Raw genomic sequence first — 18,771 nt, forward strand, 5'->3', positions numbered from 1 at the left:
CCGCCCGCTATCATCCGGCCATGCTCGCAACCTTCGACGTCTTCGGGGACTGGCTCGATGCCATCCCCCACCTGCGCCCCCTGATGGTGGCGGCCTACATTCTCTATCTGCTGTGGCTGATCGGCTGGATCATGCTGCAGAAACGCGAGCCGGTCGCCACGCTGAGCTGGATCCTGTCGCTGGCCGCCCTGCCCTACCTTGGCCTGTTCGTCTACTATCTGCTCGGCCCGCAGAAGGTGAAGCGGCAGCGCCTGCGCCGTGGCCGTTCGCGCTCCGGCATGGAGCACTACAGCAGCGTCTGCCCACCGGATGCGGACTGCACCGAGCTGGCCAAGATCGCCCAAGCCACGACTGGCCTGTCGCCAAGCTCGGCCACCGAAGTGGAGTGGCTGGTCGACGGTGCGGCCACCTACAGCGCACTGCTGGCCGCCGTAGCCAAGGCGCAGGATCACCTGCACCTGGAGTACTACATCTTCAACCCGGACCACGCCGGCACCGCGCTGCGTGATGCGCTGACCGAGCGTGCCGCGGCGGGTGTACGCGTGCGCCTGCTGCTGGATGCGGTGGGCTCGTCGTCCATCCGCAAGCGCTTCCTGCAGCCGCTGCTGGATGCCGGTGCCGAAGTGGTCTGGTTCCATCCGCGGCAGCTGCTCAAGCCATTCAAACGGCCGTGGTTGAACCTGCGCACGCACCGAAAGCTGGTGATCATCGACGGCCTGCATGCGTTCACTGGTGGCATCAACATCACCGACGAGGAAGACGAAAGCGTCCGCCCGGATGCGTATCGCGACCTGCACATGCGGCTGCGGGGCCACGTGGTGCGCAGCCTGCAGCTGGTCTTCATCGAGGATTGGATCTACGCCACCGGACAGGAGCCGGCGCGCTTCAACATCGCGCAGCTCTGGCCGGAGACGATGCCCAGCCGCAGCGAGGGCAGCATCAATGCGCAGGTGCTGGTGTCCGGTCCGGATTCGTCGTGGGAAACCATCCACCGGCTGCACGTGGCGGCGATCCACGAAGCCAAGGAGCGCGTCTGGCTGGTGACGCCCTACTTCGTCCCGGGCGAAGCCGCGCGCATGGCACTGACCTCGGCGGCACTCGGTGGCCTGGACGTGCGCCTGCTGGTGCCCAAGATGAGCGACTCCTGGTTCGTCACCCAGGCCGCGCGCTCCTACTTCGACGAGCTGCTGCAGGCCGGGGTCAAGATCTACGAGTATGGCCCGCGCATGCTGCACACCAAGGCCTTCATCGCCGACGACGACGTGTGCATCGTCGGCAGTGCGAACTTCGATCACCGCAGCTTCCGGCTCAATTTCGAGCTGTCGATGATGATCAGCGACACCGGCCGGGTGGCAGCGCTGGCCGAGATCCTGCTGGCCGAATACAGCAGCGCCTCACCGGTCTACAACGATCGTCAGCGTTCGCTGTGGCGACACCGTGTACCGGAGGCGTTCGCGCGCCTGGCCTCTCCGCTGCTGTAGCCGTCACTTCCCGTGGAACCGCACTGGGCGCCAGCGCTACACTGGCCCGGTCAATCGGGGAGAACGACATGTACTGGCTGTTCCTGCTGTTCGCGCTGGCCTGTTTCGGCATGGCGCTCAAGACCCCCCACATGGGGCTGATGGCGCTGTCGCTGCTGGGCACCCTGGTGTTCCTGCTGGCGTGGGTCCGCGGCCTCTACGTGGCCCGCTTCGGCGATGTGCAGCCCACCCGCGCAGCCATCACCGATCCCAACGAACTCCGTCGGCTGCGGGAGCTCGCCCTCCAGGCGCGTACCCCGGCCGCTCAGGGTGAATCCGACCCCTCGTAGTGCCATGACCCAACTCAGCGTCAACGTGAACAAGATCGCCGTCCTGCGCAACTCGCGGGGTGGCACCGACCCGGACGTGCTGCAGGCCGCCCGTGCCTGCCTGGATGCCGGCGCGCACGGCATCACCGTGCACCCGCGCCCGGACCGCCGCCACATCCATGCCGAGGACGTGCTGGCCCTGTCCGCGCTGACGGCGGAGCGTGGCGTGGAGTTCAACATCGAGGGCAACCCGTTCGCCCCCCCGCGTGAGGGCTACCCCGGGCTGCTGCCGCTGTGCGCGCAGACCCGCCCCGCCCAGGCCACCCTGGTGCCGGACAGCGACGGCCAGCTCACTTCCGACCACGGCTTTGATTTCGGCCGTGATGCACAGCGCCTGCGCCCGCTGATCGCCGAGTTGAAGACGTACGGCTGCCGGGTCAGCCTGTTCGTGGACGCAGGCAACCCCGACATCGCCCAAGCCGCGGCCATCGGTGCCGACCGCGTGGAGCTCTACACCGGCCCCTACGCCGAGGCGCATGCCGCCGGCGATGCCACCGCGATGCTGGCGGTGTTTGCCGATGCCGCCCGCCGCGCCCAGGCGGCCGGCCTGGGCGTCAACGCCGGCCACGACCTGTCGCAGGACAACCTGGCCGATTTCCTGCGGACCGTGCCGGACGTGCTGGAAGTCTCGATCGGCCACGCCCTGATCAGCGAAGCGCTGTACGACGGGCTGGATGCCACGGTGAAGGGATATCTGCGGCTGCTGTGATGCGGCGCATACCCTGCGGCCAAGGCGCCCGGGATCCGGTAGGAGCCGACCGTTGGTGGGCTCGTTCGCCCCGGTGACACGGCACTCCCGGCGCACGCTTCAGCCCTGTGGATAATCTAGGGGATCAAACCGATCACCTCCCCTTGCAGCCCTTGACTCGCAAGGGTTTCACTTCCCTTTACACCTGTGGTTAGTAATACTACTAACCATGGCTATCCCCTATCCCCGCCGTTGCCACGCCACGAGGTCTCATTCCCTGAGACCTCCCGGCGATAGCCTTTGACGATGGGTATTGCGATCAAAGGCCGGGGCTCCCGCACGCACCTGGCGGGCCGTTTCGAGGTCACCGTCAGCGAAGCGATGGACGACGGCTGGGCGCCGGACGAGAGCGAGGAGTTCGCCGCGCCGCGGCTGCGCACCGAAGTGCGCGCCGAGACCGCCCGCAGCATCATCAGCCGCAACAAGTCGCCGGACGTCGGCTTCAGCCAGTCGGTCAATCCGTATCGCGGTTGCGAGCATGGGTGCTCGTACTGCTTCGCCCGACCCTCGCACGCCTATCTCAATCTCTCGCCCGGGCTGGACTTCGAGACCAAGCTGTTCGCCAAGACCAACGCCCCGCAGTTGCTGCGCAAGGAGTTCTCGCGCCCTGGCTACGTGCCGCAGCCGATCGCGCTGGGCATCAACACCGACGCCTACCAGCCGATCGAGCGCAAGCTCAAACTCACCCGCCAGCTGATCGAGGTGATGCTCGAAACGCAGCACCCGTTCTCGCTGATCACCAAGAACGCGCTGGTCGAGCGCGACATCGACCTGCTCGCACCGCTGGCGGAAAAGCACCTGGTCAGCGTGCACTTCTCGGTGACCTCGCTGGACCCGCATCTGTCGGCAAAGCTGGAACCGCGCGCCTCGGCCCCGCATGCACGGCTGCGCGCGATGCGTCGCCTGAGCGATGCCGGCATCCCGGTCGGGGTGATGGTCGCGCCGGTGATCCCGTGGATCAACGATGCCGAACTGGAAGCCGTGCTCGAGGCCGCCCACGATGCCGGTGCCACCACCGCCGGCTACGTGCTGCTGCGCCTGCCGCTGGAAGTGGCGCCGCTGTTCCGCGATTGGCTCGACACCCACCATCCGGACCGCGCCACGCACGTGATGAGCACCATCAACCAGCTGCGCGGCGGCAAGGACTACAACAGCCAGTTCGGCACGCGCATGCGCGGCGAAGGGGTCTACGCCGATCTGCTGTCCAACCGCTTCAAGCTGGCCCGCAGGCGCCTCGGCTTCGATGCGCAGCACAGCCACTGGCCGAAGCTGGACTGCACCCGCTTCCTGCGGCCGTTGCCGCCGCGGGCGGAGTCACCTCAGGGCTCGTTGTTCTGATCAGCCACCGGTGGACATCGGGGCGCGCCCGACCAACAATCGGGGCAAGGCGCCGCGCCGCGGTGGCCTGAGGTCCACATCGGATATCCAGGGGAACCACATGTCATCGGCAGCCACCTCGGCCGCGTCGAACGCGGCCAACATCGCGATCAATGCCGCCATCACCGCAGCGGTGCAGCAGCAGCGCGACGCGTTGATCGCACACTTCACCGGCCATCAGGCGCTGTCTCCGCAGAGCGCGATCGCGGCGGACAGCATCGACCCTGCACTCCATGCGCCGCTGACGTACTACCGCGACAATGGCGTCATCCGCGATGCGGGCGCTGATCGTCTCTATCTGGATCTGGACGTGCTGGCCGGGCTGAAGGCGAAAGCGAAGCGCACCGGGCGCAATGTGCTGATCACGGTGATGGTGTTGGCCGTGGTGGTGGTTGTCGGTGCTGTGCTGCTTGTCTTGGCACGTTGAGCGGTAAACAGGGATTGCCCCTGTTCTACTCGAATTCAAAGATCGCTGCGGCTCACGAGACATAGCTGCTTCGAGTGCATTGGTTTCCCAGGGCAGCACTACGATGCCGAGACGGGGCTTTGGTATAACGGCTTCCGGGACTACGACGCAAGTATTGCCAGGTATGTGCAGAGTGATCCGATTGGTTTGGAGGCTGGAACTCATAGATAAGGACAGGTCAATCCGTGGTTGACGAGTACTTCACCGTGTCGCTCCGGATATGGCATCCGACACTGTTGGGTGACGCGATTACCGGGGCGCTATGCTTGACACCAGAGGTCAGTCACAGCGTTGGAACGCAGAGGACGACTCCGTTTGGCGATCCCCTTGAGGGCCTCTACCGCTGCACCTACTGGAGTTTTCCGCTCGTCGAGAAGACACCGGGTGTCTTTACGGATGGGCTGAGTGAGCTGCTGAGGCGCATTGAGCGGTATCGCGGATTCTTCGCGCAGACTGCGCTCGACGGTGGCCGCACGGAACTCTTTGTCGGTGTCTTCAAAGAGGATTCGGTCGGGTTCACCCTTGAGCCGCACGTGATGATCGAGTTGGCCAGTCTTTCGTTGGAGCTGTCTGTCGATATCTACTGATATCGGCAACTACGCGCGGCTCGCCCTTTCGCACCGGTTCTGTCCGCTCACGTGATGATTGAACGCGGCAAGAGGCGATCACCAGGCAGGGCGCTCAATTCCCACCAAACAATTTCTGCGCACTCTGGAAAAGAATCCAGCTCGTCGCAATGAACTTGTCCCCACCCTGCGGCCGGTTGCCCCGATGCGTGTGGGTGAACGACGTCGGTGCGATCAACAGGCTGCCCGTGCGCGGCGCAACCTTGCGGCCCTGGAACAGGAACTCGGTTTCGCCGGCGTCGAAATCGTCATTGAGGTAGAGCGTCCACAGCAGGTGGCGGTGCAGCGTTTCGCCGGCCGGATCGCGCGGATACAGCTCGCAGTGCCAGTACGGATAGCCACCCTCGCCGGCGGCATACCATTGCAGATTGATGGCACCGGGCCGCAGGCAGGTGCGGGCCAGGTCGGACAGCGTGGCGTCGTCCATGTCGGGAAAATCCTCGGCTGCCAACCGGCGCGGTTGGCCGTCGCTGTCCTGGATCTGCAACATCAGCGGCGAGATCAGGGCCTGTGGATAACGGCGTAGATAAGTCAGCAAACCCTTGAAAACCGCCTGCTGCAGCACCGCTTCGGCCTGCCGCCACTCGGGGCGTCCGCTGATGCGAAGATCCTTGCTGTGCTTGAGTTCCGGGAACACACCGCTGCCCACTTCGCCCGGCTGCAACTGCGCACTGGATCGCATCTGGGCCTGCAGGGCCGTGCAGACCTCGTTGGGGACGGCGTTGTGGATTACTTCGATGAAATCGAGCGGCGCGTCGGCAGTCATGGGGTCATCCGTGGGCACGAATCGCCGATGGTGACCGCTGCCGTGGCCGATGTCACGCCGTTGCCACGTAGCAACAGGGCTGACCAAGCGGCCAGCCCTGTGTCAGGAATCAACCCGCTGCGCTGTCGTGTTCGCGGTGGTAACGGGTGGCTTCTTCCACTTCATTGCGCGAGCCGAGGAAGACCGGCACGCGCTGGTGCAGCTGATCGGGCTGGATGTCGAGAATGCGCTCGCGGCCGGTGGTGGCGGCGCCGCCGGCCTGTTCGACCAGCAGGCCCATCGGGTTGGCTTCGTACATCAGGCGCAGCTTGCCGGCCTTGGACGGATCCTTCGTGTCCCACGGGTAGATGAAGATGCCGCCGCGTGTCAGGATGCGATGCACGTCGGCGACCATGCTGGCGATCCAGCGCATGTTGAAGTTCTTGCCGCGCGCGCCTTCCTTGCCGGCCAGCAGGTCCTGCACGTAGCCCTGCATCGGGGTTTCCCAATGCCGCTGGTTGGACATGTTGATCGCGAATTCCTGGGTGTCCGCCGGGATCTGCATGTCCGGCGTGGTCAGCACGAACTCGCCCTTCTCGCGGTCCAGGGTGAACGCGTGCGTGCCGTGGCCGACGGTGAGCACCATCTGCGTGCTCGGCCCGTAGATGCAGTAGCCGGCCGCGACCTGCGCGGTGCCCGGCTGCAGGAAGCTGGCATCGCTGGGCTGCTCGGTGCCCGGCGGGCAGCGCAGCACCGAGAAGATGGTGCCGACCGACACGTTGACGTCGATGTTGGAGCTGCCATCGAGGGGATCGAACAGCAGCAGGAAGTCACCGCGCGGGTAGGTGTCGGGCACCGGCTGGCAGTGATCCATTTCTTCCGAGGCGCAGGCGGCGAGGTGGCCGCCCCAGGCGTTGGCTTCCAGCAGGATCTCGTTGCTAATCACGTCCAGCTTCTTCTGCGCTTCGCCCTGCACGTTGCCGGTACCGGCTTCGCCGAGCACACCGCCCAGCGCGCCCTTGCTGACCGCGATGGAGATGCTGGTGCAGGCGCGGGCGACGACAGCGATCAGCTGGCGCAGATCGGCGTTGATGCGGCCGGCATGTTGCTCTTCGATCAGATAGCGGGTCAGCGACGTCTGGGACATGGAATCAGGCGGCCTTCAGAGGGGAAGCGCCTATTGTCGCCCTTCGCCGGAGCCATTACGAGGCGCGGGCGGCACCGCATAGCAGAACGGCCGCGCATGGCGGCCGTTCTGCGTCACAGGGGCAATACTGCTCAGCCCTTGCTGACGGTCGCCACCGCCTTGGCCACGTATGCCAGGTTGCCCTGGTTGAGTGCGGCCACGCAGATGCGGCCGGTACCGACGGCGTAGATCGCGAACTCGTCGCGCAGGCGGTCCACCTGGGCGCGGCTCAGGCCCGAATAGGAGAACATGCCGGCCTGGTCGTTGATGAAGGCGTATTCCGGTGCGCCGGCGGCAACCAGGTTCTCCACCAGGCCATGACGCAGGGCGTGGATGCGCTCACGCATCTCGGTCAGTTCCGCGTCCCACACCTGGCGCAGCTCAACGCTGTTGAGCACGCCGGCCACCAGCGCAGCGCCGTGGTTGGACGGGCTGGAGTAGATCGTGCGGATGATGCGCTTGACCTGCGACTGCACGGCCTTGGCCGCGTTCGCGTCCGGGGCGACCACCGACAGCGCGCCAATACGCTCGCCATATAGCGAGAACGACTTGGAGTACGAGTTGGCGACCACGAAGCTGTCGATGCCGGCCTCGGCGATGATGCGCACGGCGGCGCCATCTTCGCTGATGCCCTTGTCGAAGCCCTGGTAGGCCATGTCGATGAACGGGAACAGTTGGCGATCCTTCAGCAGCTCGGCCACCTGCTTCCACTGCGCGACGGTGAGGTCGGCACCGGTCGGGTTGTGGCAGCACGCGTGCAGCAGCACCACGGTGCCCGGCTGCAGCTTGCCCAGGTCGGCCAGCATGCCGTCGAAGTCCACGCCATGGGTGGCGGCATCGAAGTAGGTGTAATCGACCACGTCGAAGCCGGCCGCGCCGAACACCGCGCGATGGTTTTCCCAGCTCGGGTTGCTGATCGCGATGGTGGCGTGCGGCAGCAGCTTGTGCAGCAGGTCCGCGCCGACGCGCAGCGCACCGCTGCCGCCGATGGTCTGCGAGGTGGCCACGCGGCCAGCAGCCAGCAGCGGCGAGTCCTTGCCGAAGACCAGCTCGCGGGTGGCCTGGGTGTAGGCCGGCAGGCCGTCGATCGGCAGGTAGCCGCGCGGTTTGGCGTCAGTGGCCAGCTGCTGTTCGATCTTGTTCACGGCGCGGAGCAGCGGGATGCGGCCGCTCTCGTCGTAATAGATGCCCACGCCCAGGTTGACCTTGATCGGGCGGCTGTCGGCGTTGTAAGCCTCGGTCAGGCCCAGGATCGGGTCGCCTGGGACCAGTTCCACATTTGCAAAGAAGGACACGGCGGTACTCATTCGGATGACGGAAGGGGGAGGGTGGCGCGACGCGGAGTTGGCGGCAGAATCAGCCAAATCCGACTCATCGTAACAAAGCCCTGCCGAGGGCGCCGAGGCCGTCGTCACGTCACCTTCCGTACCATGGCGTGCGGCACGCCCATTTACCGAGGATCCCGCCCCGCATGCTCCGTCTTACCCCGCTGGCCCGCCACTGTGCGCTGGCCTCGGCCGTGTTGCTGCCATCGCTGGCGCAGGCCCAGAATACCCCCGCCCCCTCTTCCTCGATCGAGCGGCTGCCCACGGTCCAGGTCCAGGCTGCGCGCGTGGCGCAGGTGGCCGATATCGACCTGCCGGCCTCGCTGACCACGGTCTGGGTGGACGAGGACCGCACCGGGCCGCTGGCCCAGCTCTCCGAGGCCCTCAACGGCATTCCCGGGGTGGTTGCCCGTGATCGCCAGAACTATGCGCAGGACACCCAGCTCTCGATCCGTGGCTTCGGCGCGCGCTCGACGTTTGGCGTGCGCGGCGTGCGGGTGCTGGTGGACGGTGTGCCGGCCACCATGCCCGACGGCCAGGGCCAGCTCTCCCATGCCAGCCTGCTCTCGGCGCAGCGCGTGGAGGTGCTGCGCGGGCCGTTCTCGGCGCTGTACGGCAACTCCTCCGGCGGCGTGGTCCAGGTGTGGAGCGCGGACGGCGCCGAGGGTGACCCGTGGCGCCTGCGGCTGGATACCGGCAGCGACAACACCCTCAGCGCCGGCGCCCAGCTGCGCGGCGTGCAGGGCCCGATCCGCTACAACGTCGCCGCCAACCACTTCCGCACCGATGGCTGGCGCGATCACAGCCAGGCCCGACGGGAATCGGTCAACGCCCGGCTGGGCACGGATGTCGGCGGCGGCCAGCTGGATCTTGTCCTGAACTACTTCGATGCGCCCGACGCACAGGATCCGCTCGGCCTCACCCGCGCCCAGGTGCGCGAGAACCCGCGCCAGGCCACCGCGGTGGCTACCCAGTACAACACGCGCAAATCCGTGCGCCAGGCCCAGGCCGGGCTGGTGTTCACCCGAACGGAGGGCGCGCAGACCTGGCGTGCGATGGGCTATGCCGGCCAGCGCAGCGTGGAGCAGTATTTGGCGATCCCGCCGGGGCCGCAGGCCAACCCGCTGCACGCCGGTGGGGTGATCGATCTGGACGGGGCCTATGGCGGTCTCGACGCGCGCTGGGCGTGGCACGGTGACTGGGCCGGACGCCCTCTGGACATCGTGATTGGCGCCAATGCCGACCGTCAGCAGCAGGATCGTCGTGGTTACGAGAACTTCGTCGGGGATCAGGTCGGCATCAAGGGCCGCCTGCGCCGCGACCAGAGCGACCGGGTCGAGAACGTGGACCAGTTCGCGCAGGCGTGGTGGCAGTGGGCGCCGCGCTGGTCGTTGCTGCTGGGGGTGCGCCACAGCACGGTCCGTTTCCGCTCCAATGACCAGTACATCACCGCCGGTAATCCGGACGACAGCGGTTCGCGTCGCTACGAAGCGACCACCCCGGTGGCCGGCGTGGTGTTCCGCGCCAGCGATGCCTGGCGGCTGTATGCCTCGGCCGGACGTGGCTTCGAAACGCCGACCTTCAACGAGCTGGGCTATCGCGCCGATGGCCAGGCCGGGCTGGCGCTGGATCTCTCGGCCGCCCGCAGCCGCAACCTGGAAGTCGGCAGCAAGTGGCACGGGCAACGTGGCGCGCAGGTCGAGGCGGCGCTGTTCCGCGCCGATACCGATGACGAGCTGGCCGTGGCGAGCAACAGCGGTGGCCGCAGCACCTACCGCAACATCGGCCGCACGCGCCGCCAGGGCGCGGAGGCCAGCTATGTGCAGCCGCTGGGGGCGCAGGCGGATCTTTCGCTGGCCTACACGTGGATCGAAGCCACCGTGCGTGATCCGTATGCGCTGTGCGCGGCCGCTGGATGCAACACGGTGACCTCCGGCTCACGCCTGCCGGGTGTACCCAGGCAGCAGTGGAACGCGCGGGTGCAGTACCGCCCGGGCCCGTGGCAGTGGGCCGCCGAGGTGGTGGCCTCCAGCGACACCGTGGTCAACGATCTGGCCACCGACAGAGCGCCGGGCTATGCCCTGCTGAACCTGGAGGTATCGCGGCGCTGGACTACCGCGCAGGGCACGCTGCGTGCCTTCGCCCGGGTGGACAATGCGCTGGACGAGCGCTACATCGGCTCGGTGATCGTCAACGACGGCAACCAGCGCTTCTTCGAACCCGGCCCGGACCGCCGCTACAACGTCGGGCTGCAGTGGCAGTGGGCGCCCTGATCTAGCGCGGCGGCTTGGCCGGCACGAAGGGTGAGGTCGGGTCGCTGGCCGGGAATGTCTCTTCCAGCGCCTCGTCCTGGTTGTCGCTGGCGTGTTCCTTGCGCTGGCGGCGCTGGTATTCATCTTCGCGGCGATGATGACCGGCCGGGCCTTTCTCACCGGCCGCTGAATCCTTGCGGTCGCGCGGGACGGGATCGGGTGTGACCGCCACCGGCAGGTGATCGGGTGCGTCGTCGGGCACGGACATGCCGGCGCCGCGGTCTTCGGCGTCCTGGTTGTCATGTTTGGCGCGCTGCTCGCCGGGGACCGGGGCGGTGGCGTCGCGCAGGGGATCGCGGGGCATGGGAGTTCTCCAGTAGCGGTGCCCTCCACTACAGCGCGCGGCGGGTGAAGTCGCTGCGAATCCCTTTGCATCAACGAATCTGTCACGGCTGGATAACGGCGGCGGGTCTATTCCTGCCTGCCCCGCCGCTGTCGGAGTCGTGTCATGCCCCGCCTGGACCGCCGTGCCGCACCCGCGTTGTTCAACGCCTACCTGCAGCCGGAACGGAGCGGGCGCCGTGCGCGCCGTGACCGTGCCGAGGACGCGCAGGCGGTTGCACAGGACTACCTGCAGTACATGCGCAGCGATTACGAGCAGCGCCGCAGTCATGGCCGGCGCAGCTGGCGCGATCTCTATCCCGCTTACGCGTTCGCACTGACCACGCACTACGCGGACTGGCCGCGCGGTGCCGATGACACCGATGGCGAGCTGGCCGAGCACTGGGAACAGATGCGCGGGCAGTCGCGACTGGGCTGGCATCAGGCCCGCGCCGTGGTCGAAGACGCGTGGCTGGCGCTGGACCACATGCCGGCGGCGGCGGTGCACGGCCTGCTCCAGTAGCGGCGGCGTGCAGCCGGCCTGCACAGCCCGGACACAGGCGTTTCACGTGCTGCGCGGTACAGCTGCCCTCCCTGAGGTGTTGGAGTGGCGCCACCATGGCCCGACCAATCTGGACCGGCACGCTGTCATTCGGGCTGCTCAATGTCCCGGTGTCGCTGATGTCCGGCGAACGCAATGTGGATCTTCACTTCCGGATGCTCGATTCGCGCGACCGCAAACCGATCCGCTTCGAGCGGGTCAACGCCGATACCGGCGAGGAAGTGCCGTGGAAGGACATCGTCAAGGCCTACGAGTACGACAAGGGCAGCTACGTCGTACTGGAAGAGGACGACATCCGCTCGGCCGCGCCGGAAAGCCATGAGGCGGTGGAGGTGGAGACGTTTGTCGATGCCGGCACCATCGACCCGCGCTACTACGAAAAGCCCTACCTGCTGGTGCCCGCCAAGAAAGCCGAGAAAGGCTACGTGCTGCTGCGCGAAACGCTGCGCAGCACCGGCAAGGTCGGCATCGCGCGGGTCGTGGTGCGCACCCGCGAGTACCTGTGCGCGGTGATGCCGCATGGCGATGCACTGGTGCTGATGATCCTGCGCTATCCGCAGGAGCTGGTGGACCCGGAAGACTACAAGCTGCCCAGCGGCAGCCTGGCCGAGTACCGCATCAACAGCAAGGAAACCGCCATGGCCGAGCAGCTGATCGAGTCGATGTCCGGCGAGTGGAAGCCGGATGAGTACCACGATGAATTCCGCGAGCGCCTGCACACGCTGCTGAAGAAGCGGATCAAGGCCAAGGGTGGCACCACCAAGGTGGAGGAAGAGCCGGTCCCGCGCGACGACGATGCGACCAACGTGGTCGACTTCATGTCGTTGCTGCAGAAGAGCCTGGATGCCAAGAAGCGCACGCCGGCCGCCACCAGGACAGCGGCCAAGAAGGCCACGGCCAAGGTCGCCAAACCCACGGCTGCCAAAAAAGCGACCAAGACTGCGGGCAAAGCGACCAAGAAAGCCACCAAGCGTGCGCCTGCGCGCAAAGCCGGGTAAGCCCACGTGTCCCTGCAGGAATACCGCCGTAAACGCCGCTTTGACGGCACCCCCGAGCCGGACGCCGAGCGCCGCGGGGCGCCGGCGCGGCGACCGATCTTCGTGGTGCAGCTGCACCATGCCAGTTCGCGCCATTACGACGTCCGGCTGGAAGCTGACGGCGTGCTCAAGAGTTGGGCGGTACCGAAAGGCCCCTCGCTGCGTGTCGGCGAAAAACGGCTCGCCGTGGAGGTGGAGGATCACCCGCTGTCCTATGCGACGTTCGCCGGCGATATCCCCAGCGGCCACTACGGTGCCGGGCATGTGGACGTCTACGACCACGGTACCTGGGCCTGCGATGGCGATCCGCTGGAGGCGATCGCGGCTGGCAAGGTGGACTTCGTGCTGCACGGTGAGCGGCTCAAAGGTGGCTGGAAACTGGTGCGCACCGCCATGAAGGGCAAGCAGCACCAGTGGCTGCTGATCAAACGCGATGACGATGAGGCAAGGGATATGGAGGCCGATGATCTGTTGGAGGCGCCACCGAAGGCCGCCAAGCGCACGGGCACCAGGAAGGCCGCCGCTGCCAACACAACGGAGGCCGCCCCGGCCAGGAAAACCGCCCCCGCCAAGGCGGTGACGACCCGTGCCGCACGCAAGGCCGATGCGCGCTGGTCCAAACGCGCGCTGGCGCTTGAAGGCGCACGCGAGAGGCCCTACCCGCATGATTTCAAGCCGCAACTGACCGACCACCGTGCCACCGCGCCGGATGGCGAGCAGTGGCTGCACGAGATCAAATGGGACGGCTATCGCCTGCTCGCCGACGTACGCGAGGGCGTGGTTGCGCTGCGCTCGCGCGGCGGGTTGAACTGGACCGACGATTTCCCCGAGGTGGTGCAGGCGATCGAACGGCTGCCGGTGCGCGATCTGCGCCTGGACGGTGAACTGGTGGTGCTGGATGCGCAGGGCCGCAGTGACTTCACCGCGTTGCAGAAGGTCATCGACGGCACCGCGAAACAGCCACTGCGCTATGTGGTGTTCGATATGCCGGGCATCGCCGGGGTGGATGTCAGCCGGGTGTCGCTGCTGGAGCGCAAGGTGCTGCTCAAGGATCTGCTGGGCAGCAAGCCGGACACCCTGGCCTACAGCGATCACGTGCGCGACCACGGCCCGGCGGTGTTCGCCGCCAGTGGCGAGGCCGGGTTCGAAGGCATCATCAGCAAGCGGATCGACGCGCCCTACGTCAACGCACGCTCGCGCGACTGGATCAAGATCAAGCACGAGAACACCGATGAGTTCCTCATCGTCGGCTATACCGAACCCAAGGGATCGCGCAGCGGCTTCGGCTCGCTGCTGATGGCCACACCGGACAAGGGCGGGTTGCGTTATGTCGGCCGCGTCGGCACGGGCTTCGATGATGCCGCGCTGCGCGCGCTGACCAAGCAACTGACGCCGCTGACCGTGAAGGACGCGGTGGTGGAGCTGCCCGAGCATGTGCCGTTCACCGCGCGCAGCGTGCACTGGGTGAGGCCGGTGCTGGTGGCAGAGGTCGCTTTCCGCGGCTGGGCCAAGGAAGGGTTGCTGCGCCAGGCCAGCTTCAAGCGGCTGCGCGAAGACAAACAGCCGAAGGATCTGGGCGCGGCACCCAACGTCACTACCGCCGCTGCGTCCGCCTCCGACCCGGCGGCGAAAACCAGCGGCCGGAAGAAGGCCGCGGCTGCGCAGGAAGAGAGCACCGTAGCGATCAGCCATCCCGAACGCGTGGTGTTCGCCAAGGCGAAGATCACCAAGGGCGAAGTGGCCGATTACTACCGGCGCATGGCGCGCTGGATCCTGCCCGAGGTGGCGCACCGTCCGCTGTCGGTGCTGCGCTGCCCGGACGGCGTGGACAATCCCTGCTTCTTCCAGAAGCACCACGGCACCGGGCTGGGCGGTGCGGTCAAGGCGATCCCGCTGGAGCAGAAGAGCGGGCGCGAGGACTACCTCTACATCGAGGATGTGGAGGGCCTGCTGCAGCTGGTGCAGATGAACACCCTGGAGCTTCATCCCTGGGGCGCCACCGTCGATGATCCCGAACACCCGGATCGGCTGGTGTTCGATCTGGATCCCGGCGAAGGCGTGAACTGGACCCAGATCAAGGCCGCCGCACGCGATGTGCGCGCCCGCTTGCAGGAAGCCGGGCTGGAGAGCTTCGTCAGGCTCTCCGGCGGCAAGGGCGTGCACGTGGTGGTGCCGCTGCAGCCCAAGGCCGACTGGGCGCACGCCAAGGACTTCTGCGAGGCGTTCGCGCAGGCCATGGCCACGCAGGCACCGGAGCGCTACGTGGCGACGATGAGCAAGGCCAAGCGCGACGGGGTGATCTTCATCGATTGGCTGCGCAATGCGCGCGGCGCCACCAGTGTGAGCTCGTGGTCGCTGCGGGCGCGGCCGGGTGCCGGTGTGGCCGTGCCGTTGCGTTGGGAAGAACTGGGTCGCATCGCGGCGCCGGACGCCTTCCCGATGGCGAAGGCGCTGCAGCGCGCGGAGCGGTTGAAGCAGGACCCGTGGGAAGGCATCGAGCAGGTGAAGCAGGTGCTGCCCGGCAGCTGATCAGGCGCGCGCTGGCCGGAACCGCGTGCCCACCCACACACCCACGAATGCCTGCACCGGCAGCGAGACCAGCAGGATCACCACGAACCAGAACGGGAAATCGCTGCCGAAATCCCAGGCGGTGTAGATCGATGCGGCCGCGATCACCGCCCACACCACGCCGCCGTGGCTACGGGGCCAGGTCGGCGCATAACGGCTGGCAAAGGCGATCGCGGCGATGCCGCTGAGGATCGTCCAGGTCAGGTCCCAGGCCAGCTGCGGCTCGCCGCCCGCCGGAATGCGCAGCAGCGGCACCAGCCAGGAGCCGAGACTGTTGACCAGCACCATCACCGCGAACGCGAACACGACGGCCAGCACGGACAGCAGTGGATTCTTCAGGGCGGACCACACAGGCATGGCAGGGGCGTCACGGCGGGAGAGCCGCCATTATGGACGGGTTGCCGCAGGGAATTTCAGACCCGGCCGGCCGCCTTGAGCTGGGCGAACTCGTCATCACTGAACAGCCGTGAGCGGACCAGGAAGCGCACGCCCTCGCCGTTCTCCAGCGAGAACATGCCGCCGCGGCCGGGCACCACGTCGATGATCAGCTGGGTGTGCTTCCAGTACTCGAACTGCGCGGGGCTGATGTAGAACGGCGCCCCGCCGATCTCGCCCATGCGCACGTCACGGTCGCCCACGATGAAATCGCCCTGGGCGAAACACATCGGCGAGGAGCCGTCGCAGCAGCCACCGGACTGGTGGAACAGCAGATCGCCGTGGCGGGCCTGCAGTGTCTCGATCAGCTGCAGGGCCGGGAGCGTGGCCATCACCTGGAGCGAAAGGTCGGTCATGATCGGGGCTCTCCGAGCCGGCCAGCGGCCGGCACTACCGTGAAACAGGCGCTGCCGATGGGTCGGCAGCGCGCCGTGTGCTTACGCGCTCATGTCCAGCACCACGCGGCCTTCGATCTTGCCGGCCTGCATGCGCGCGAAGATGTCGTTGATGTTCTCCAGCGAATCACGGGTGACCGTGGCAGCCACCTTGCCCTGCTCGGCGAACGCCAGCGATTCCTGCAGGTCCAGACGGGTACCGACGATCGAGCCGCGCACGGTGATGCCGTTGAGCACCATGCCGAAAATGTCCAGCGGGAAGTTGCCCGGCGGCAGGCCGTTCAACGAGACAGTGCCACCACGGCGCACCATGCCCAATGCCTGCTCGAAAGCCTTCGGCGACACAGCGGTGACCAGTGCGCCATGCGCACCGCCGATCTCCTTCTTCAGGAACGCGGCCGGATCGGTGTTGCGCGCGTTGACGGTGATCGTCGCGCCCAGCCGCTCGGCCAGGGCGAGCTTGCCGTCGTCGATATCCACTGCGGCCACGTTCAGGCCCATCGCCTTGGCGTACTGCACGGCCATGTGGCCGAGCCCGCCGATGCCGGAAATCACCACCCACTGGCCGGGTTTGGTATCGGTGACCTTCAGCCCCTTGTAGACCGTGACGCCGGCGCACAGGATCGGCGCGACCTCGATGAAGCCCACGCCCTTGGGCAGCAGGCCAACGTAGGCCGCATTGGCCAAGGCGTACTCGGCGAAACCACCGTTCACCGAGTAACCGGTGTTCTGCTGGGCTTCGCACAGGGTTTCCCAGCCGCCCAGGCAGTGTTCGCAGTAGCCGCAGGCCGAGTACAGCCACGGAATGCCGACGCGGTCGCCTTCGCGGATGTGGCTGACACCCGCACCCACCGCGACCACGTGGCCGACGCCCTCGTGGCCGGGGATGAAGGGCGGGTTGGGTTTGACCGGCCAGTCCCCGTCCACCGCATGCAGGTCGGTGTGGCACACGCCACAGGCTTCGATCTTCACCAGGATATCGCCGGGCCCCGGACGCGGCACCTCGACTTCCTCGATACGCAACGGCTTTCCGAACTCGCGGACGACTGCGGCCTTCATGGTCTTGTTCATGCGTGGATCTCCGTGGATTGCCAAGGACTGCACTGTGGCGCCGGCCTCATGCCGGCGCCTTGATCGGGATCAAGCCCGGGGCGGGCTCAGAAGAAGCCCAGCTTCTTGGGCGAGTAGCTGACCAGCAGGTTCTTGGTCTGCTGGTAGTGGTCGAGCATCATCTTGTGGTTCTCCCGGCCGATGCCCGACTGCTTGTAGCCACCGAAGGCGGCATGCGCCGGATAGGCGTGGTAGCAGTTGGTCCACACCCGCCCGGCCTGGATGCCGCGGCCCATGCGGTACAGGCGCGAGGCATCGCGGCTCCACACGCCGGCACCGAGGCCGTACAGGGTGTCGTTGGCCAGCTCCAGTGCTTCTTCCTCGGTCTTGAAGGTGGTCACCGAGACCACCGGCCCGAAGATCTCTTCCTGGAAAACGCGCATCTTGTTGTGGCCCTTGAACACGGTCGGCTTCACGTAGAAGCCGCCGGCCAGATCGCCCTCCAGCTTGGCCTGCTCACCGCCGATCAGCACCTGCGCCCCCTCCTGCCGGCCGATGTCGAAGTAGGAAAGGATCTTCTCCAGCTGCTCGGAGGAGGCCTGCGCACCGACCATGGTGTTGGGATCGAGCGGATTGCCCTGCTTGATCGCGGCCACGCGCTTGAGCGCACGTTCCATGAATGTCTCGTAGATCGATTCCTGGATCAGCGCGCGCGAGGGGCAGGTACACACCTCACCCTGATTGAAGGCGAACAACACGAAGCCTTCCACGGCCTTGTCGAGGAAGTCATCGTCCTCGGCCATGACATCGGCGAAGAAGATGTTCGGCGATTTGCCGCCCAGCTCCAGCGTCACCGGGATCAGGTTCTGGCTGGCGTACTGCATGATCAGGCGGCCGGTGGTGGTCTCGCCGGTGAAGGCGATCTTGGCGATGCGCGGGTTGGAGGCCAGCGGCTTGCCCGCCTCCACGCCAAAGCCGTTGACCACGTTGAGCACGCCCTTGGGCAGCAGATCGCCGATCACTTCCATCAGCACCAGGATCGACGCCGGGGTCTGCTCGGCCGGCTTGAGCACCACGCAGTTGCCGGCGGCCAGCGCGGGCGCCAGCTTCCAGGCCGCCATCAGCATCGGGAAGTTCCACGGGATGATCTGCCCGACCACGCCGAGCGGCTCGTGGAAGTGGTAGGCGATGGTGTCCTTGTCGATCTCCGACAGGCTGCCTTCCTGCGCGCGCACCGCGCCGGCGAAGTAGCGGAAGTGATCGGCCATCAGCGGCACGTCGGCGTTGAGCGTTTCGCGGATCGGCTTGCCGTTGTCCCAGGTTTCGGCATGGGCGAGCAGCTCGAGATTCTCTTCGATGCGGTCGGCGATCCGGTTGAGGATGTTGGCGCGCTCGGTGGTCGAGGTCTGGCCCCAGGCGGTCTTGGCCGCATGGGCGGCGTCCAGCGCCGCTTCGATGTCCTCGGCGTTGGAACGGGCGACCTCGGTGAACACCTTGCCCGTCACCGGCGTGGTGTTCTCGAAATACTGGCCGCTGCGCGGGGCCACCCACTCCCCGCCGATGTAGTTGCCGTAGCGCGGCTTGAAGATGGACTGCGGGTCGGTGGCGTGCGGCTTGGCGGACGTGACGGCATTCATGGTGCATCTCCGGATGGCGGTGGACAGGCCCGATAAGGGTCTGTTCGATGGCGCAAGGACGATGCCAACTTCCGTGTGGTGCAGTGCGGCAAGGCGTCACCCGGTGTACCGGTTGAAGAGGGGCTCGGAAAC

The 18,771-nt window shown here is 66.7% G+C and carries 19 protein-coding genes; 11 read left to right on the forward strand and 8 right to left on the reverse strand.

Annotated elements, in window-relative coordinates; all coding sequences use genetic code 11:
- Window positions 1–20 precede the first annotated feature (20 nt).
- The 7 genes from cls to EDF74_RS15475 all read left to right on the forward strand — a co-directional run bounded on the left by cls (window position 21) and on the right by EDF74_RS15475 (window position 5,027).
- Complete coding sequence (gene cls / locus EDF74_RS15445) at window positions 21–1,481, forward strand: cardiolipin synthase (RefSeq protein WP_123730950.1); 1,461 nt, start codon at window positions 21–23, stop codon at window positions 1,479–1,481.
- A 68-nt stretch (window positions 1,482–1,549) separates the two neighbouring features.
- Window positions 1,550–1,810, forward strand: a complete 261-nt coding sequence (locus EDF74_RS15450) for a hypothetical protein (RefSeq protein ID WP_070474188.1) — start codon at window positions 1,550–1,552, stop codon at window positions 1,808–1,810.
- Between the two features lie 4 nt (window positions 1,811–1,814).
- Entirely contained in the window at window positions 1,815–2,558 is a 744-nt protein-coding gene (locus tag EDF74_RS15455; RefSeq protein WP_123730951.1) for a pyridoxine 5'-phosphate synthase, read from the forward strand.
- A 285-nt stretch (window positions 2,559–2,843) separates the two neighbouring features.
- Window positions 2,844–3,935, forward strand: coding sequence for a PA0069 family radical SAM protein (locus EDF74_RS15460; protein WP_123730952.1), 1,092 nt, complete (start codon window positions 2,844–2,846; stop codon window positions 3,933–3,935).
- 100 nt (window positions 3,936–4,035) lie between these two features.
- Window positions 4,036–4,401, forward strand: coding sequence for a hypothetical protein (locus tag EDF74_RS15465; RefSeq protein WP_123730953.1), 366 nt, complete (start codon window positions 4,036–4,038; stop codon window positions 4,399–4,401).
- Between the two features lie 78 nt (window positions 4,402–4,479).
- Window positions 4,480–4,611, forward strand: a complete 132-nt coding sequence (locus EDF74_RS15470; protein WP_260232300.1) for an RHS repeat-associated core domain-containing protein — start codon at window positions 4,480–4,482, stop codon at window positions 4,609–4,611.
- A gap of 14 nt (window positions 4,612–4,625) precedes the next feature.
- The gene (locus tag EDF74_RS15475; RefSeq protein WP_123730954.1) at window positions 4,626–5,027 is read left to right on the forward strand and encodes a DUF4279 domain-containing protein; all 402 of its coding nucleotides are present in this window, start codon (window positions 4,626–4,628) and stop codon (window positions 5,025–5,027) included.
- Between the two features lie 94 nt (window positions 5,028–5,121).
- On the opposite strand, the gene EDF74_RS15480 is transcribed toward EDF74_RS15475, so the two are convergent.
- The 3 genes from EDF74_RS15480 to EDF74_RS15490 form a co-directional block, all read right to left on the reverse strand.
- The gene (locus EDF74_RS15480; protein ID WP_123730955.1) at window positions 5,122–5,832 is read right to left on the reverse strand and encodes a 2OG-Fe(II) oxygenase; all 711 of its coding nucleotides are present in this window, start codon (window positions 5,830–5,832) and stop codon (window positions 5,122–5,124) included.
- 109 nt (window positions 5,833–5,941) lie between these two features.
- On the reverse strand, window positions 5,942–6,958 hold the full coding sequence (locus tag EDF74_RS15485; RefSeq protein WP_123730956.1) for a class 1 fructose-bisphosphatase: 1,017 nt from the start codon (window positions 6,956–6,958) through the stop codon (window positions 5,942–5,944).
- Between the two features lie 131 nt (window positions 6,959–7,089).
- Window positions 7,090–8,292: an aromatic amino acid transaminase gene (locus tag EDF74_RS15490; protein ID WP_123730957.1), complete on the reverse strand. Its 1,203-nt coding sequence runs from the start codon at window positions 8,290–8,292 to the stop codon at window positions 7,090–7,092.
- A gap of 176 nt (window positions 8,293–8,468) precedes the next feature.
- Here EDF74_RS15490 and EDF74_RS15495 point away from each other — a divergent pair, with 176 nt between their 5' ends.
- Window positions 8,469–10,595 carry a TonB-dependent receptor family protein gene (locus tag EDF74_RS15495; RefSeq protein WP_123730958.1) on the forward strand — a complete coding sequence of 709 codons (2,127 nt, stop codon included), beginning with the start codon at window positions 8,469–8,471 and terminating at the stop codon, window positions 10,593–10,595.
- 1 nt (window position 10,596) lies between these two features.
- On the opposite strand, the gene EDF74_RS15500 is transcribed toward EDF74_RS15495, so the two are convergent.
- A complete protein-coding gene (locus tag EDF74_RS15500; RefSeq protein ID WP_102788774.1) occupies window positions 10,597–10,938 on the reverse strand; it encodes a hypothetical protein in 342 nt (113 codons plus the stop codon).
- Between the two features lie 144 nt (window positions 10,939–11,082).
- Here EDF74_RS15500 and EDF74_RS15505 point away from each other — a divergent pair, with 144 nt between their 5' ends.
- The 3 genes from EDF74_RS15505 to ligD all read left to right on the forward strand — a co-directional run bounded on the left by EDF74_RS15505 (window position 11,083) and on the right by ligD (window position 15,083).
- A complete protein-coding gene (locus tag EDF74_RS15505) occupies window positions 11,083–11,478 on the forward strand; it encodes a hypothetical protein (protein ID WP_121043771.1) in 396 nt (131 codons plus the stop codon).
- 95 nt (window positions 11,479–11,573) lie between these two features.
- The gene (locus EDF74_RS15510) at window positions 11,574–12,515 is read left to right on the forward strand and encodes a Ku protein (protein ID WP_123730959.1); all 942 of its coding nucleotides are present in this window, start codon (window positions 11,574–11,576) and stop codon (window positions 12,513–12,515) included.
- A gap of 6 nt (window positions 12,516–12,521) precedes the next feature.
- Entirely contained in the window at window positions 12,522–15,083 is a 2,562-nt protein-coding gene (gene ligD / locus EDF74_RS15515; protein WP_123730960.1) for a DNA ligase D, read from the forward strand.
- Here the strand turns inward: ligD and EDF74_RS15520 are convergent, their stop codons facing one another.
- The 4 genes from EDF74_RS15520 to adh form a co-directional block, all read right to left on the reverse strand.
- A complete protein-coding gene (locus EDF74_RS15520; protein WP_123730961.1) occupies window positions 15,084–15,479 on the reverse strand; it encodes a hypothetical protein in 396 nt (131 codons plus the stop codon). It lies immediately after the preceding gene.
- Window positions 15,480–15,535: 56 nt separating this feature from the next.
- The gene (locus tag EDF74_RS15525; protein ID WP_123730962.1) at window positions 15,536–15,913 is read right to left on the reverse strand and encodes a DUF779 domain-containing protein; all 378 of its coding nucleotides are present in this window, start codon (window positions 15,911–15,913) and stop codon (window positions 15,536–15,538) included.
- Window positions 15,914–15,994: 81 nt separating this feature from the next.
- Complete coding sequence (gene adhP / locus EDF74_RS15530) at window positions 15,995–17,023, reverse strand: alcohol dehydrogenase AdhP (RefSeq protein WP_123730963.1); 1,029 nt, start codon at window positions 17,021–17,023, stop codon at window positions 15,995–15,997.
- Window positions 17,024–17,109: 86 nt separating this feature from the next.
- A complete protein-coding gene (gene adh, locus EDF74_RS15535) occupies window positions 17,110–18,639 on the reverse strand; it encodes an aldehyde dehydrogenase (protein ID WP_123730964.1) in 1,530 nt (509 codons plus the stop codon).
- Between the last annotated feature and the right edge of the window lie 132 nt (window positions 18,640–18,771).

It is taken from the genome of Stenotrophomonas rhizophila (genome assembly GCF_003751305.1).
GTDB classification, from domain to species: domain Bacteria; phylum Pseudomonadota; class Gammaproteobacteria; order Xanthomonadales; family Xanthomonadaceae; genus Stenotrophomonas; species Stenotrophomonas rhizophila_B.

Bases quoted from the DNA above. Each gene is read 5' to 3' on its own strand.
- EDF74_RS15485 (WP_123730956.1), bottom strand. From the start codon at position 6,958: ATGTCCCAGACGTCGCTGACCCGCTATCTGATCGAAGAGCAACATGCC.
- EDF74_RS15465 (WP_123730953.1), top strand. From the start codon at position 4,036: ATGTCATCGGCAGCCACCTCGGCCGCGTCGAACGCGGCCAACATCGCG.
- cls (WP_123730950.1), top strand. From the start codon at position 21: ATGCTCGCAACCTTCGACGTCTTCGGGGACTGGCTCGATGCCATCCCC.
- adhP (WP_123730963.1), bottom strand. From the start codon at position 17,023: ATGAACAAGACCATGAAGGCCGCAGTCGTCCGCGAGTTCGGAAAGCCG.
- EDF74_RS15520 (WP_123730961.1), bottom strand. From the start codon at position 15,479: ATGCCTGTGTGGTCCGCCCTGAAGAATCCACTGCTGTCCGTGCTGGCC.
- EDF74_RS15495 (WP_123730958.1), top strand. From the start codon at position 8,469: ATGCTCCGTCTTACCCCGCTGGCCCGCCACTGTGCGCTGGCCTCGGCC.
- EDF74_RS15500 (WP_102788774.1), bottom strand. From the start codon at position 10,938: ATGCCCCGCGATCCCCTGCGCGACGCCACCGCCCCGGTCCCCGGCGAG.
- EDF74_RS15525 (WP_123730962.1), bottom strand. From the start codon at position 15,913: ATGACCGACCTTTCGCTCCAGGTGATGGCCACGCTCCCGGCCCTGCAG.
- EDF74_RS15510 (WP_123730959.1), top strand. From the start codon at position 11,574: ATGGCCCGACCAATCTGGACCGGCACGCTGTCATTCGGGCTGCTCAAT.
- EDF74_RS15450 (WP_070474188.1), top strand. From the start codon at position 1,550: ATGTACTGGCTGTTCCTGCTGTTCGCGCTGGCCTGTTTCGGCATGGCG.
- adh (WP_123730964.1), bottom strand. From the start codon at position 18,639: ATGAATGCCGTCACGTCCGCCAAGCCGCACGCCACCGACCCGCAGTCC.
- EDF74_RS15505 (WP_121043771.1), top strand. From the start codon at position 11,083: ATGCCCCGCCTGGACCGCCGTGCCGCACCCGCGTTGTTCAACGCCTAC.
- EDF74_RS15460 (WP_123730952.1), top strand. From the start codon at position 2,844: ATGGGTATTGCGATCAAAGGCCGGGGCTCCCGCACGCACCTGGCGGGC.
- EDF74_RS15480 (WP_123730955.1), bottom strand. From the start codon at position 5,832: ATGACTGCCGACGCGCCGCTCGATTTCATCGAAGTAATCCACAACGCC.
- EDF74_RS15455 (WP_123730951.1), top strand. From the start codon at position 1,815: ATGACCCAACTCAGCGTCAACGTGAACAAGATCGCCGTCCTGCGCAAC.